The 12,719-nt window shown below is 73.2% G+C and carries 13 protein-coding genes and 1 riboswitch; of the genes, 10 read left to right on the forward strand and 3 right to left on the reverse strand.

Annotation, left to right across the window (positions count from 1 at the left end; all coding sequences use genetic code 11):
- The first annotated feature begins 203 nt into the window (after positions 1–203).
- Positions 204–854: a TetR family transcriptional regulator gene (locus tag ASC56_RS04055; protein ID WP_055489792.1), complete on the forward strand. Its 651-nt coding sequence runs from the start codon at positions 204–206 to the stop codon at positions 852–854.
- Positions 855–1,132: 278 nt separating this feature from the next.
- On the opposite strand, the gene ASC56_RS04060 is transcribed toward ASC56_RS04055, so the two are convergent.
- Together ASC56_RS04060 and ASC56_RS04065 are read right to left on the reverse strand one after the other, a co-directional pair.
- Positions 1,133–1,375 (reverse strand): ferredoxin, encoded by a 243-nt coding sequence (locus tag ASC56_RS04060; RefSeq protein WP_055489793.1) that lies wholly within the window; start codon positions 1,373–1,375, stop codon positions 1,133–1,135.
- 3 nt (positions 1,376–1,378) lie between these two features.
- Positions 1,379–2,839, reverse strand: a complete 1,461-nt coding sequence (locus ASC56_RS04065) for an aldehyde dehydrogenase (protein WP_055489794.1) — start codon at positions 2,837–2,839, stop codon at positions 1,379–1,381.
- A 190-nt stretch (positions 2,840–3,029) separates the two neighbouring features.
- Here ASC56_RS04065 and ASC56_RS04070 point away from each other — a divergent pair, with 190 nt between their 5' ends.
- The 9 genes from ASC56_RS04070 to ASC56_RS04110 all read left to right on the forward strand — a co-directional run bounded on the left by ASC56_RS04070 (position 3,030) and on the right by ASC56_RS04110 (position 12,209).
- Positions 3,030–4,064, forward strand: coding sequence for an MBL fold metallo-hydrolase (locus tag ASC56_RS04070; RefSeq protein ID WP_055489795.1), 1,035 nt, complete (start codon positions 3,030–3,032; stop codon positions 4,062–4,064).
- Positions 4,065–4,128: 64 nt separating this feature from the next.
- Positions 4,129–4,593 (forward strand): nuclear transport factor 2 family protein, encoded by a 465-nt coding sequence (locus tag ASC56_RS04075; RefSeq protein WP_079102282.1) that lies wholly within the window; start codon positions 4,129–4,131, stop codon positions 4,591–4,593.
- A gap of 45 nt (positions 4,594–4,638) precedes the next feature.
- A riboswitch (cobalamin riboswitch) is annotated at positions 4,639–4,773 on the forward strand.
- Positions 4,774–4,889: 116 nt separating this feature from the next.
- Positions 4,890–6,110: a prenyltransferase/squalene oxidase repeat-containing protein gene (locus tag ASC56_RS04080; RefSeq protein ID WP_055489797.1), complete on the forward strand. Its 1,221-nt coding sequence runs from the start codon at positions 4,890–4,892 to the stop codon at positions 6,108–6,110.
- Positions 6,107–6,733 (forward strand): SCO2322 family protein, encoded by a 627-nt coding sequence (locus tag ASC56_RS04085; protein WP_055489798.1) that lies wholly within the window; start codon positions 6,107–6,109, stop codon positions 6,731–6,733. Before ASC56_RS04080 ends, ASC56_RS04085 begins: the two co-directional genes overlap by 4 nt.
- Before the next feature lie 2 nt (positions 6,734–6,735).
- Positions 6,736–7,824, forward strand: a complete 1,089-nt coding sequence (locus ASC56_RS04090) for a CbiQ family ECF transporter T component (protein WP_055489799.1) — start codon at positions 6,736–6,738, stop codon at positions 7,822–7,824.
- Positions 7,821–9,521: an ABC transporter ATP-binding protein gene (locus ASC56_RS04095; RefSeq protein ID WP_055489800.1), complete on the forward strand. Its 1,701-nt coding sequence runs from the start codon at positions 7,821–7,823 to the stop codon at positions 9,519–9,521. Before ASC56_RS04090 ends, ASC56_RS04095 begins: the two co-directional genes overlap by 4 nt.
- Entirely contained in the window at positions 9,518–10,420 is a 903-nt protein-coding gene (locus ASC56_RS04100) for an ECF transporter S component (RefSeq protein WP_055489801.1), read from the forward strand. The genes ASC56_RS04095 and ASC56_RS04100 overlap by 4 nt, the downstream gene beginning before the upstream one ends.
- Before the next feature lie 504 nt (positions 10,421–10,924).
- Positions 10,925–11,341, forward strand: coding sequence for a transglycosylase SLT domain-containing protein (locus tag ASC56_RS04105; protein WP_055489802.1), 417 nt, complete (start codon positions 10,925–10,927; stop codon positions 11,339–11,341).
- Between the two features lie 172 nt (positions 11,342–11,513).
- On the forward strand, positions 11,514–12,209 hold the full coding sequence (locus tag ASC56_RS04110) for a YoaK family protein (RefSeq protein WP_055489803.1): 696 nt from the start codon (positions 11,514–11,516) through the stop codon (positions 12,207–12,209).
- Between the two features lie 12 nt (positions 12,210–12,221).
- On the opposite strand, the gene ASC56_RS04115 is transcribed toward ASC56_RS04110, so the two are convergent.
- Positions 12,222–12,641, reverse strand: coding sequence for an ATP-binding protein (locus ASC56_RS04115; RefSeq protein ID WP_055489804.1), 420 nt, complete (start codon positions 12,639–12,641; stop codon positions 12,222–12,224).
- Positions 12,642–12,719 lie beyond the last annotated feature (78 nt).

Here is a 12,719-nt window from a genome sequence, read left to right on the forward strand (position 1 = left end):
GCCCCTTCTCCCCTGCTATTTCCCGCGAGATTACGCCGGGACGGTAATCTAGAACAAGTTACAGACTTGATCGTTCAAGAGGCTCCGAATCTACCGGCAGGTAAGGGCACTGTGAGCAGTGGATCAGGTGATTCGCGCCACGGCCGACGCCCTGCCATGCTGTCTGATCGCCCGCCCTCACCGACTGTCACGGAACGGGATCCATGCCTGCGGAAGCCAAGGTGCCAGCCAGTACCGCGCGACCGGCCGCGCAGCCGGCCTCACCTCCGCTCACCGAGCGGCAGGAGGCGCGCCGCCGCCGCATCCTGCACGCGAGCGCGCAGTTGGCCAGCCGGGGCGGTTTCGACGCGGTGCAGATGCGCGAGGTCGCGGAGTCCTCGCAGGTGGCCCTCGGCACGCTGTACCGCTACTTCCCCTCGAAGGTGCATCTGCTGGTCGCCACCATGCAGGACCAGTTGGAGCACATGCACGGCACCCTCCGGAAGAAGCCGCCGACCGGGGAGACGGCGGCCGAGCGGGTGGCGGAGACCCTGATGCGCGCCTTCCGCGCGCTGCAGCGGGAGCCGCATCTGGCGGATGCCATGGTCCGCGCGCTGACCTTCGCGGACCGCAGCGTCTCCCCCGAGGTGGACCAGGTCTCCCGTCAGACGACGGCGATCATCCTGGACGCGATGGGCCTGGAGGATCCGACGCCGGACCAGCTGTCCGCGGTCCGGGTGATCGAGCACACCTGGCACTCGGCCCTGATCACCTGGCTGTCCGGCCGTGCCTCCATCGCCCAGGTGAAGATCGACATCGAGACGGTGTGCCGACTGATCGACCTCACGGGGCCGGGCGAGAGGGACCGGTACTAGGGCACGGCGCCGCGACCTCGCCAGGCGGCGCTCGGGAGCGCACACGAAAGACCTACGAGACGGGCTTGGGTGACCTTCAGATCTTTCGATCCTCCGATCTCTCGATCTTCCGATCTTCCAGTCTTCTGGTCCTCGACCGTCGATGTCGGCCTCAGCGGAAACCTGAGCTTCACGCCAAAGTCGGCGACTCCGGTTGAGTGCCTCACTCGTCCCGTAGGCACTAATCAGGATATGCCTTCCACTAGCCGATGGAACCCCTCAAAACAAGATTTTTAGGATTATTCGGACTGTCCCTCGGGTGGGAACACCGGCTCCCCGCTCGCCATCAGCGTGATCACGATGGCTTCCACCGGGCAGTTCTCCGCCGCCTCCAGGATCCGCTCGCCCGCGTCGGCGTCCGGCTCCACGGGGCGGGACTGGCGGGCGGCGTCCAGACGGAAGGCGCCGGCGGCGCGGTGGACGCACTGCGCGGAGCCGATGCAGACCGAGCGGTCGACCTCGATGTGCCAGCGGTCGCCCATGGACTACGCCTCCCCGTATCCGGCCGGCAGATGGATCATCTTGTGCTCCAGGAACTCGCCGTACCCCTCGGGCCCGAACTCCCGCCCGAGACCGGAGTTCTTGTAGCCGCCGAAGGGGCCGAGCATGTCGAGGCTGAAGGTGTTCACCGAGTACGTGCCGGTGCGCACCCGGCGGGCGACCTCGATGCCGTGCTCGACGTCCGCCGTCCACACGCTGCCGCTCAGCCCGTAGTCGGAGTCGTTCGCGATCTCCACCGCCTCGCTCTCGTCGCCGTAGGGGAGCAGGCAGATGACGGGCCCGAAGATCTCCTCGCGGGCGATCCTCATGGAGTTGTCGACGTCGCCGAAGAGGGTCGGTTCCACGTACCAGCCGCGGTCGAGCCCCGCCGGACGCCCGCCGCCGGTGAGGATCTTGGCGCCCTCCTCCTGGCCGATGCGGATGTAGTCGAGGTTGCGCTGCTGCTGCCGCCTGGCCACCAGCGGGCCGACCTGGGTCGCCGGGTCCAGCGGGTCGCCGACCACGAGGGCGCTCGCCGCGGCGGCGAAGGCGTCGGCGAACTCGTCGTAGCGCGAGCGCGGCACGAGGATGCGGGTCTGGGCCACACAGGCCTGGCCGTTGTTCATCCAGGCGGCCGGGACGATCCCCTGCACGGCCCGGGAGACGTCGGCGTCCGGCAGCACCACCGCCGCCGACTTGCCGCCCAGCTCCAGCGTCACGCGCGTCAGGTTCCGCGCCGCGACCTCCATCACCCGCTTCCCCGCCGCCACCGAGCCGGTGAAGGACACCTTGTCCACACCGGGGTGCCCGACGAGGTACTCGCTCACCTCGCGGTCCGCGGGCAGGATCGACAGCACGCCCTCCGGCAGCCCGGCCTCGCGGGCGATCTCGCCGAGGATGTAGGCGTCCAGCGGAGACTCGGGCGACGGCTTGAGCACGACCGTGCAGCCGGTGAGCAGCGCGGGCGCGAGCTTGGCGGCGGCCACGAACTGCGGCACGTTCCACGGCACGACGGCCGCCACGACCCCGACGGGCTCGCGCCGCACGAGGATCTTCCCGAGGATGCCGTCGCGCCGCTCCTCGTGGCCGAAGCTCCGCGCGACCGTGAGGGCCGCGTCCCACACCAGCATCGCGCCGAGCGCCTGCGCCAGGACGCTCCAGGAGTACGGGGAGCCGTTCTCGGAGGAGATCACCCGGGCGATCTCCTCGTGGCGCCCGGCGATCGCGTCCTTGATCCGGGTGACGACCTCGATCCGCTCCTCGAGCGTCGTCCGCGGCCAGGGTCCCTCGTCGAAGGCGCGCCGGGCGGCGGCGACGGCCCGGTCGACGTCCTCCCGCGAGGCGTGCGGCACCCGCCCGATGACCTCCTCGGTGTGCGGCGAGACCACCTCGATGACGTCCTTGCCCAGGGGGTCGGTCAACTCCCCGCCGATGAACAGCTGTCCGTGTTCCACGAGCTCGGTCATGGCCGACTGCCTCCTCGGGGGACGGTCTCCGACGACCCCCACGCTCACTGACGGTCCATCAGATACCGCCACTGATACCAGTTCCGGTCGACGGAGTCCACGGGCGGGGCGGGGACGGGAAGGTCGACCGGGGCTACCGTCGAAACCTGTTCTAGTTATAGTGGGCCGGAGGACGGCGATTGGGGAGCCCATGGCGCGAACGGCCGATCACGGCGGGGGCGTACGGTCCCTCAGGGTCCCGATTCCGGACAACCCCCTCGGGTACACCCTGGTGTACGTCGTCGACACCGACCGCGGCCCGGTCCTGGTCGACACGGGGTGGGACGACCCGGCCTCCTGGGACGCCCTCACCGAGGGGCTGGCGGCCTGCGGCACGTCGGCCGCGGAGATCCACGGGGTCGTCGTCACCCACCACCACCCCGACCACCATGGACTGTCCGGCCGGGTCCGGGAGACCTCCGGTGCGTGGATCGCCCTGCACGCGGCGGACACCGCGATCGTACGACGCACCCGCGAGACCCGCCCCGAGCGCTGGTCCACCTACATGGCCGACAAGCTGGCCGCGGCCGGCGCCCCCGAGGAACACCTCGCACCGCTGCGTGCCCCTCGCGCCCGCGGGCGCGGCAGCCTGCCGGGCCTGTCCCCCGCGCTGCCCGACCGCGAGATCGTCCCCGGTGAACTCCTCGACCTCCCGGGCCGACGGCTGCGCGCCGTCTGGACCCCCGGTCACACGCCCGGCCATGTCTGCCTCCACCTGGAGGAGGAGCATCCGGCCGGGCTGCCGGGCCACGGCCGTCTCTTCTCCGGCGACCATCTGCTCCCGAAGATCACCCCGCACATCGGGCTGTACGAGGACCCGGACGAGGTCACTGTCACCGACCCCCTCGGCGACTACCTCGACTCCCTGGAGCGCGTGGGCCGTCTCGCGCCCGCCGAAGTGCTCCCGGCACACCAGCACACGTTCACCGACGCGCCGGGCCGCGTACGGCAGTTGCTGGCGCACCACGAGGACCGGCTGACCGGGCTCCTGGCCCTGCTGACCGCCCCGCTCACGCCCTGGCGGCTCGCCGAGCGGATGGAGTGGAACCGGCCCTGGGAGCAGATCTCCTACGGCTCACGGCACATCGCGGTCGCGGAGGCCGAGGCCCATCTGCGCCGTCTGGTGAAGCTGGGCCGGGCGGAGGCGGTGGCGGGGAGCGATCCGGTCGCGTACGTGGCGGTGTGACGGCGTGGGCCGGCCCTGCCCGCCCGGCCGCCGCTGGAGACACCGTGTCATGGACCCTTCTGGCATGGAACCCCTGGAGCACCTCCTCGCCGAACGCGCCTGCGAGCGCCTCGTCCTCGACTTCGTCCACCGCCTCGACCTCGGCGAACCGCCCTCCGTGGCCGAGCTGTTCACCGAGGACGGCACCTGGGAGTGGCCGGAGGGCGAGCGGCGGATCGAGGGCCGGGACGCCCTGCGGACGTACTTCGCCACACGCCCCGCCGACCGGCTCTCGCGCCGTCTGATGACGAACGTCCTCGTCACGGTGGCCTCCCCGACGACGGCCACCGCCACGTCGTACTTCGCGACCCACCGTGTGGACGGCTACCCGGGAGGCATGGTCCCGGCGGGGCCGCCGACGCAGGTGGGGCACTACGAGGACGTCTTCCGGAAGGTGGACGGCACCTGGCTGCTCGCCTCCCGGACCCTCTTCCTCCCCTTCGGCCGCCCGACCGTGCGCCTGGGCGACGGCGAGTTCACCGGCGGGTGAGGCCGCTCGGGCCGGGGCCCACGGGCGGCTCTCGGGTGCGTTCGTACGGGCCGGTAGAGTGTGCGGGTCGTCATCACACCCGTACGGGGGGAAGCCGGTGCAAATCCGGCGCTGACCCGCAACCGTGAGCCGTCCGCCGGGGCGGTGAGCCGGACTGCCCCGCACGGGACATGACCGGCTCATGCCGTCGGCAGCCCGCCGACGGCAGGCACCGTCGAGGTCACGGGGCCCAAGCCGCTCGGTTGCCTCAGAGCTCGTGCGTCTCGGCCCCCAACAGGGAGAGGCATCCGCCGATCATGATCGTTCGCCGCAGCGCAGCGGTACTGGCCGCCATAGCCGTGATCGGCGGCGGGTCCGCCCCGGCCGCACTCGCCGCCGGGCCCTCCCCCTCCGCCCCCCGCTCGCTCCCCTCCGGCCTGTACGGCACCACGGACCCCACCTACGACGGCGTCTGGCGCCAGTCGCTCGCCCTGCTCGCCCAGCACACGGTCGGCGTACGGCCGGCCGCGAAGGCCGTGGACTGGCTGACCGGACAGCAGTGCGCCGACGGCGCGTTCGCCCCCTACCGCCCGAACCCGAAGGCCGCGTGCGACGCGAGGACACCCGTCGACACGAACAACACGGCGGCGGCCGTGCAGGCGCTGGCCGCGCTCGGCGGACACGACGCACAGACGGGCAAGGCGGTGACCTGGCTGAAGTCCGTGCAGAACGCGGACGGCGGCTGGGGCTACACCCCGGGCGGTGCGAGCGACGCGAACTCCACGTCCGTGGTGGTGGGAGCGCTGGCGGCCGTCGGCGAGAAGCCGGGGGAGGTCAGGTCCAAGGGCGGCGGGTCGCCGTACGACGCGCTGCTGAAGCTGTCGATCCCGTGCGACCGGGACGGTGGCGGCGCGTTCGCCTACCAGCCGGACAAGAAGGGCGAGTTGGCGGCGAACGCGGACGCCACGGCGGCGGCCGTGGTCGGCGCGCTCGGCAAGGGGTTCGCGGGCGGGGCCGTGAAGCCGACCGGCACGGCCGCCTCCTGCGGGACGGCCGACGGCCCCGAGCAGGCCGCGCGCAACGGCGCCGGGTACCTGGTCAAGGCCCTCGCCAGGGACCACCACCTGACCTCGGCGCTCCCCGGCGCCACGCCGGCGCCCGACTACGGCAACACGGCGGACGCGGTCGTCGCGCTCGTCTCGCAGGGCTGGACGCAGCCCGCGAAGACTTCGTACGCCTGGCTGGAGAAGAACTCCGCGCAGTGGGCGAAGCAGAGCGGCCCGGCCGCGTACGCCCAACTGCTCCTCGCCGCGCACGCCCTGGGCGAGGACCCGCACCACTTCGGCGGCACGGACCTGGTCACCGAGCTCAACGCGACGGGCCCGGCGCCGCAGGCGGCCGGGCACGCCGACGCGCCCGCCGGGAAGGCCGACTCCTCGTCCGGCCCCGGCTTGTTCTGGATCATCGGCGTCGGGCTGGTCGCCGGTATCGGCATCGGCTTCCTGCTGTCCGGCCGCAACAGGAAGCGGCAGCCGTGATCCGCCGCGCCACGACCGCCCTGCTCCTGGCCCTGCTCGTGCTCTGCGGCACCGGCCAGGCGCACGCCGTCGGCTACCGGTACTGGTCCTTCTGGGAGCGCGACGGTCACGCGTGGACCTACGCCACACAGGGCCCCTCGACCGCACGCCCGGCCGACGGTGACGTCCAGGGCTTCCGGTTCGCCGTGAGCGCGGACTCGAAGGACGCCACGCAGCCGCGCGGCACGGCGGACTTCGCCGCGATCTGCGCGAAGACTCCCGCGCGGGCCGGCGAGAAGCGGGTGGCGCTGGTCCTCGACTTCGGTACGGCGGCGGACGCCCCCTCGGGCGAGACCCCTCCGGCCCCGCGCACCGCCTGCGCCCGCATATCCGGGGACGCGACGACGGCGGACGCCCTGGCGGCCGTGGCCAGGCCGCTGCGCTACGACACCAACGCCCTGCTCTGCGCGATCGCGGGATATCCGGAGAAGGGGTGCGGAGAGCAGGTGGCGGAGCGGAGGAGTCCGGCGCCGGTACCGAGCAGGCCGCACCACGGCCCGTCGGTGGGCGTGCTGGCGGGCGCAGCCGCCGTGGCCGCACTGGGCGGCGCGGCGATCTGGCAGGCCCGCCGCCGCAGGGGCTGACGATGGCACCCCGTCCCGGCCGGGGCAGGCCGAGCGTGCACCCGGGCGCCTGGTGGCTGTGGTCCCTCGGCCTCGCCACCGCCGCCACCCGCACCACCAACCCCCTCCTGCTCGCCCTCCTCGTCGCCGTGTCCGCCTACGTCGTCGCGGCCCGCCGTACCTCGGCGCCCTGGTCCCGCTCCTACTCCGCCTTCGTCAGGCTCGGCCTCGCCGTCCTCGCCGTCCGTCTCCTCTTCGCCGTGGCCCTGGGCTCGCCCGTCCCCGGCACGCACACCGTCCTCACCCTCCCCGAGCTGCCCCTCCCCCACTGGGCGCAGGGCATCCGCGTCGGCGGCCGGGTCACCGCCGAGGGCCTCGTCTTCGCCGTGTACGACGGTCTGAAGCTGGCCACGCTGCTCATCTGCGTGGGTGCCGCGAACGCCCTCGCGAATCCCGCCCGGCTCCTCAAGTCCCTCCCCGGCGCCCTGTACGAGGCGGGCGTCGCGGTCGTCGTCGCGCTCACGTTCGCCCCGCACCTCATCGCCGACATCCGGCGCCTGCGCGCCGCGCGCCGGCTGCGCGGCCGCCCCGACCGGGGTCTGCGCGGTCTGCTCCAGGTCGGACTCCCGGTGCTGGAGGGCGCGTTGGAACGCTCGGTGGCCCTCGCCGCCGCGATGGACGCGCGCGGCTTCGGCCGCACCGCCGACGTCCCACCCGCCGTCCGGCGCACCACCACCGCCCTCACGCTGGGCGGTCTGCTCGGCGTGTGCGCGGGCACGTACGGACTGCTGACCGCGGAAGGCGCCGCCTACGGTCTGCCCCTTCTGCTCGCCGGGCTGACCGCCGCGCTCGCCGGGCTCCTGCTCGGCGGCCGGCGCTCGCCGCGCACCCGCTACCGCCCGGACGTGTGGGACGCACGGGCATGGCTGGTCGCCGGTTCCGGGATCGCGGCGGCGGCACTGCTGGTCGTCTCCGCCGCCGGTGATCCCGCCGCGCTGCGCCCCGGTGTCGTACCGCTGACCGCTCCGGAGCTCCCCCTGCTCCCCGCGGGGGCGGTGCTGCTCGGTCTGCTGCCCGCGTTCGTCACCCCCACCCCCGAGGAGCCCGCGTGATCCGCTTCGAGAACGTCTCGGTGACCTACGACGCGGCGGCCGAACCCGCCGTCGATGGCGTCGACTTCGAGGTGCCCGAGGGGGAACTGGTGCTGCTGGTCGGCCCGTCCGGGGTCGGCAAGTCGACGGTGCTCGGCGCGGTGAGCGGCCTCGTCCCGCACTTCACGGGCGGCACCCTGCGCGGCCGTGTCACGGTGGCCGGACGCGACACCCGTACGCACAAGCCGCGCGAACTCGCGGACGTGGTGGGCACGGTGGGGCAGGACCCGCTGTCCCACTTCGTCACGGACACGGTCGAGGACGAACTCGCCTACGGAATGGAGTCGCTCGGGCTCGCCCCGGACGTCATGCGGCGGCGGGTCGAGGAGACCCTGGACCTGCTCGGGCTGGCCGGACTGCGGAACCGGCCGATCGCCACGCTCTCCGGCGGGCAGCAGCAGCGTGTCGCGATCGGCTCGGTGCTCACCCCGCACCCGAAGGTCCTCGTCCTCGACGAGCCGACGTCCGCGCTGGACCCGGCGGCGGCCGAGGAGGTCCTCGCCGTCCTGCAACGGCTCGTCCACGACCTCGGCACGACGGTCCTGCTGGCCGAACACCGGCTGGAGCGGGTCGTCCAGTACGCCGACCGGGTCGCCCTGCTCCCGGCCCCCGGCGCCCGGCCGATCCTGGGCACCCCGGCGGAGATGATGGCCGTCTCCCCGGTGTACCCGCCGGTGGTGGCCCTGGGCCGGCTGACCGGCTGGTCGCCGCTCCCCCTGACGATCCGGGACGCCCGCCGCCGCGCGGCGCCCCTGCGCGAACGCCTCGCGGGCACCGCCGGGGTGGCGGGTCCGACCCCGCGGGGGGAGGCTCCCCCTCCCGGGCCGTCGGCCTCCCGCCCCGCCGTCCCGGCCCCGCGCCGTTTCCTGCGCCGGCCCAGCGCGCCGGGCGTCCCTTCGTCGCACCCCACGGCGGTCGTCGCGTCCCTCGCCGTGCGCCGCGGCCGCGTCGAGGCCCTGCGCCACGTCGATCTCACCGTGGCCCCGGGTGAGACCGTCGCGCTCATGGGACGCAACGGCGCCGGCAAGTCCACCCTGCTCGCAGCGCTCGTCGGGCTCGTCGAACCGGCGCGCGGATCCGTGCGGGTCGGCGGCGCGGTGCCGCACCGCACGGCCCCCCGCGAACTGGTACGTCGGGTGGGCCTGGTCCCCCAGGAGCCACGGGACCTCTTGTACGCGGAGACGGTGGCCGCCGAGTGCGCGGCGGCGGACCGCGACGCGGGCGCCGCACCCGGCAGCTGCCGGGCCCTGGTGTCCGAACTGCTGTCGGACGTCCCGGACGACACACACCCGAGGGACCTGTCGGAGGGCCAGCGGCTGGCGCTCGCGCTCGCTGTCGTGCTCACGGCCAGGCCCCCGCTGCTGCTCCTGGACGAGCCGACGCGCGGTCTGGACTACGCGGCGAAGGCCCGTCTGGTCGCCGTGCTGCGCGGCCTCGCCGCCGACGGGCACGCCATCGTCCTCGCCACCCATGACGTGGAGCTGGCCGCCGAACTCGCCCACCGGGTCGTCATCCTCGCGGACGGCGAGGTCGTCGCCGACGGGCCCACCGCCGAGGTGGTCGTCGCGTCCCCGTCCTTCGCGCCCCAGGTGACGAAGGTCCTGGCCCCACAGCGGTGGCTCACGGTCGGCCAGGTCCGGGAGGCGCTGTCGTCGTGAGGCCGCGTCAACCGGCAACACCCCGGCCCTCCCGGCCGCGACCGGTCAGGGCCTCCCAGGCCCGTCCCGTCCGCCTCGGGCCCCGTTCCCTCGCCGCGCTCGCCCTCGTGAGCGCGGTCGGTGCCGCGGGTTTCACCTGGCCTCTGTTCGCCGATCCCGCCTCGCAGCTCGGCGCGCACGCCCAGGACGCCCCCTGGCTGTTCGCCGGGCTGCTCGTCCTGCTCGTCGCCGTCGTGACGGCGACGGTCTCCGAGTCGGGGCTCGGCCCGAAGGCCGTGGCCATGCTGGGCGTGCTCGCCGCGACCGGCGCCGCCCTGCGGCCGATCGGGGCCGGGACCGCCGGCATCGAGCCGATGTTCTTCCTGATGGTGTTGAGCGGGCGGGTGCTCGGGCCCGGGTTCGGCTTCGTGCTCGGAGCCGTGACGATGTTCTCGTCCGCGCTGCTGACGGGCGGGGTCGGTCCCTGGCTGCCGTTCCAGATGCTCGCCATGGGGTGGTTCACGCTGGGGGCGGGGCTGCTGCCGGGTCCGATGGAGGTTCCCCCTGATCGAGCGAAGCCGGGGGCTCGGGGGAGGCCCCGGGGGCGCGGCGAGGTGGCGATGCTCGCCGGGTACGGGTTCCTGGCCGCGTTCGCGTACGGCACGGTGATGAACCTTGCGGGCTGGCCCTTCATGGGGGCACTCGCCTCGAACATCGCCTTCGATCCGCACGCCGGGATCGCCACCAATCTCGCTCGCTTCGTCGCGTACTGCCTGGCCACCTCTCTGGGCTGGGACCTGGGCCGCGCCGTCGTCACGGTTGTGCTGACCTTCCTCATGGGCCCGGCGGTGCTCAGGGCGCTGCGCCGGGCGACCCGGCGGGCCGCCTTCGAGAGCCCGGTCACCTTCGACCCGCGTTGACGTGCGGCGCCGGTCACACTTCCGGCTCCGTGCGTGCGGCGCCGGTCACACTTCCGGCCTCCGTGCGTGCGGCGCCGGCCACACCTCCGCCCTCCACGTGTGCGGCGCCGGTCACACTCCAAGACCCCCGTGTGCGGCGCAGGTCACACGCCGCCATGACACTCCGCACGCCCTCACGGACCGTCCGTGACGCAAACCGTGAGGAGCCCCACGTGACCACCGTCACCTACGACATACGGCCGTAGATCCAATGGCTGGCATGCACGCGTCGAACAGGCCCCTGACCTGGGGATTGAGAGCCAGATCACACAGGGGGTCTTTGCGACAGATGCGACCACAACTAGTAAAAGGGGTCATTGCGGACGAGTCGCCCACCTGGTTCTCTGGATGACGTCGCCGAGCGCCACGAGCCCACACGGGCCGCGGCGCCGACGCACGCCCCCACCACTCCCACGTGGCTCCGGCATGCCCGCGACGCCCTTGTCCCCAACGAAAAGGTTCTCTGTGTCCGTCTCTTTCATCCGCCGCATCGCTTCCCCGAAGAAGGCCATCGCTACCGCCGCCGTGGCCGCCGCCGCGACCGGCATGCTCCTGACCTCGGCGCCCGCTCAGGCCGCCACCCCGACTTCGGCGACCAACGCCCAGGCGATCGCGCACCAGATGATTCCTGACGCCACGCAGTTCGAAGCGTTCAACAAGATCGTCTCCCACGAGAGCGGCTGGAACGTCAGCGCCACCAACGCCTCCTCCGGTGCCTACGGCCTGGTTCAGGCGCTGCCCGGCTCGAAGATGGCGTCCGCCGGTGCCGACTGGAAGACCAACCCGGCCACCCAGATCAAGTGGGGCCTGGACTACATGAACTCCCGCTACGGCAGCCCCGCCGGCGCGTGGAACTTCTGGTCCACCCACCACTGGTACTGATCGAGCCGATCTCACGCGACTGCGCAGGCGGTGGCCCCGAATCCGGGGTCACCGCCTTCGGCGTCTCCGCACCCGGCACGCCGCGCCGGGTGCGGGGCCGCCGTACGGGTCGGCGGCCGCCGTCCGTGGTGGACTTGGGGGCACCGCGCCCGTCCCGCTGACCGGAGGCCCCATGACGTCGGAGACGACCGCCGCCGAGCAGCACGACCCCGGCGCGCGCGGGCTGCGCCTGGTGCCCGCGCTCCTGGTGATGACCGTGGTCAGCGGCCTCATCGACGCGGTGAGCTACCTGGGTCTTGGGCATGTCTTCACGGCCAACATGACCGGGAACGTGGTGGTGCTCGGCTTCGCCGCCGCCGGGGCTCCGGGCTTCTCCACGCGGCACTCCCTCGTCTCGCTGGGCGCGTTCCTGGCCGGGGCGGTGGCGGGCGGACGCGCGGGGAGGCGGTACGGCGGGGGATCACGGCGCGCCTGGGCCCGGATGACCCTCGCGGTGGAGGCCGTGCTCCTGGGCGCGGCCTCGGCGGTCGCCTTCGCCGTGCCGGGCACCACCGGCACGGCCTACGCGCTGATCACGCTCACGGCCTTCGCGATGGGCGTCCGCAACGCGACGGTACGCAAGCTCGGCGTGACCGACCTGACGACCACGACCGTCCTCACCACGACCCTCGCCGGGCTCGCCTCCGACTCACGGATCGCAGGCGGCTCGGGCAAGCGCACCCCGCGCCGCGCGGCCTCCGTACTCGCCCTGCTGGCGGGTGCCGTGCTCGGCGGCTGGCTGGTGGTCCATCACGGCCTGGCCCTCCCCCTGCTGGTCGCCGCCCTGACGACGGGCGTGCTCGCGGTGACGGCGTCGGGGCGGGAGTGAACTTCGCGAAGCTCACATGGCCCGGCATTCGAACCACACCGTCTTGCCGCCCGCGGGCCCTGGCTCCACCCCCCACTTGTCGACCACGGCACCGAGCAGGGCGAGCCCACGGCCGCTCTCGGCATCATCGGCCAACCCCGACGGCACCGAGGGGAGTTGGCGCGATCCGTCGGTCACCTCCACACGGACTCCCGTCGTCTGCCGCAGCACCAGGAGCGTGCAGCGCCGGTCCGGCACGTGCCGTACGACGTTGGCGATCAACTCGGTCACGCCCAGCTCCGCGGCGTCGGTGAGATCGGCCATCTCCCACTCGCGCAGGAAGGAGCGCACGACACGCCGGATGTGCCGCGCCGAGTGGGCGCCGGCGATGAGGACCATTCGGTACTGGGTGGGGAGGGAGCCCAGGAGGGCCGGGGGAATGTAGTCGTTCACAGTACGAGGGTGACCTGGCGCGACTACTCTGCGCTACAGAACGGATGCAACCGGTGCCACAGTGGACCGAGTTGCGCG

The sequence above is a fragment of the Streptomyces sp. TP-A0356 genome, assembly GCF_001417775.1.
In the GTDB taxonomy this organism is placed as follows: domain Bacteria; phylum Actinomycetota; class Actinomycetes; order Streptomycetales; family Streptomycetaceae; genus Streptomyces.